This window comes from Neogemmobacter tilapiae (assembly GCF_014652215.1).
In the GTDB taxonomy this organism is placed as follows: domain Bacteria; phylum Pseudomonadota; class Alphaproteobacteria; order Rhodobacterales; family Rhodobacteraceae; genus Neogemmobacter; species Neogemmobacter tilapiae.
The window spans coordinates 1-1,280 of the sequence record NZ_BMYJ01000023.1 but is presented as its reverse complement, the minus strand read 5'-3'; the positions used below and the strand labels follow the sequence as shown (position 1 = coordinate 1,280).

Sequence of the window (1,280 nt, the reverse complement as noted above, 5' to 3'; positions counted from 1 at the left end):
GTGTCGAAGCACAAGCTGAAGGAGAGGGCATCCATGGAAGAAGTTAGCATTATCGGGGTCGATCTGGCAAAGAACGTGTTCCAGCTGCACGGGGCGGCAGCGGATGGGGTGGTTGTTTTCCGCAAGAAGCTGTCGCGACTGCAGTTTGCGCGATTCATGACGGACCATCCCGCATGCGACGTGGCGATGGAGGCGTGTCCCAGCGCGCACCATTGGGCGCGGGAATTGTCCGCCTACGGGCACAGCGTCCGGCTCATTGCGCCGCATTACGTCAAACCGTTCATCAAGCGCCAGAAAAACGACGCCGCCGACGCGGAAGCAATCGTTGAGGCAGCGATGCGTCCGACCATGCGGTTCGTCGAACCCAAGACCGAAGCCCAACAGGCCCGGGCGGTGGCGTTTCGCGCCCGCGAGCAGATCGTGAAGCAGCGGACCGAAGCGATCAACGCCCTTCGCGCGCACCTCTATGAATTCGGGCATGTGGCGCCGGAAGGGGTCGGATATATCCCGCGGCTGGCGAAGGTGGTCGAGGATCCTGGTTCGGGCCTGCCTGACCTGGCGCGAGACATCTGCCGCATGGTTCTGGAGCAGATCGAACTGTTGACGTCCCGCCTTACCGCAGTCTCGGCAAAGCTCGCCGCCGCGTCCAGGGCGGCCGCCATGCCCCGGCAGTTACAGACCATGCCGGGTGTCGGACCGATCACTGCGCTCGCAGTCGAAACCTTCGCGCCGCCGATGGACCAGTTCCGGCGTGGCCGCGATTTTGCAGCTTGGCTCGGGCTGGTGCCGCGGCAACATTCTTCTGGCGGAAAACAGAGGCTGGGGAAAACATCGAAGATGGGGCAGCGGGACATCCGGCGACTGCTTGTCACCGGCGCGATGGCGGTGGTCCGCTGGGCGCTGCGCCGTGGCGCACCGCAAAATCCCTGGCTTGAGCGCATGCTGGAACGCAAGCCGCCGATGGTCGCAGCCTTCGCGCTGGCCAACAAGATGGCGCGCGGCATTTGGGCGATGCTGACGCGCGGCGAGGACTATCGCGATCCGGTGATGGCCACCGCCTGATCGGGCGCGTCGGCAGGAACGGAACGCAGAGTTGTGAGGAAGGCATGATTCGAATGGGCAAATGATCGACATGATCCGGGTTGGGCAAACCAGGAACCTTCTCAGAGCTTCGAGCTCGCTGTTGGAGATTTGGCCCCGGTCCGCGCATCACCATCCCGGCCAGCGGCATCTATCGGGCCGCACTAACAGGCCTGACAAGAGTCCGCACTCGATCACAT

At 63.5% G+C, this 1,280-nt stretch carries 1 protein-coding gene; it reads left to right on the top strand.

Going from position 1 to position 1,280, the window contains the following annotated elements; genetic code table 11:
- Positions 1 to 33: 33 nt before the first annotated feature.
- Entirely contained in the window at positions 34 to 1,062 is a 1,029-nt protein-coding gene (locus tag IE095_RS18095; RefSeq protein WP_028720250.1) for an IS110 family RNA-guided transposase, read from the top strand.
- Positions 1,063 to 1,280: the final 218 nt, after the last annotated feature.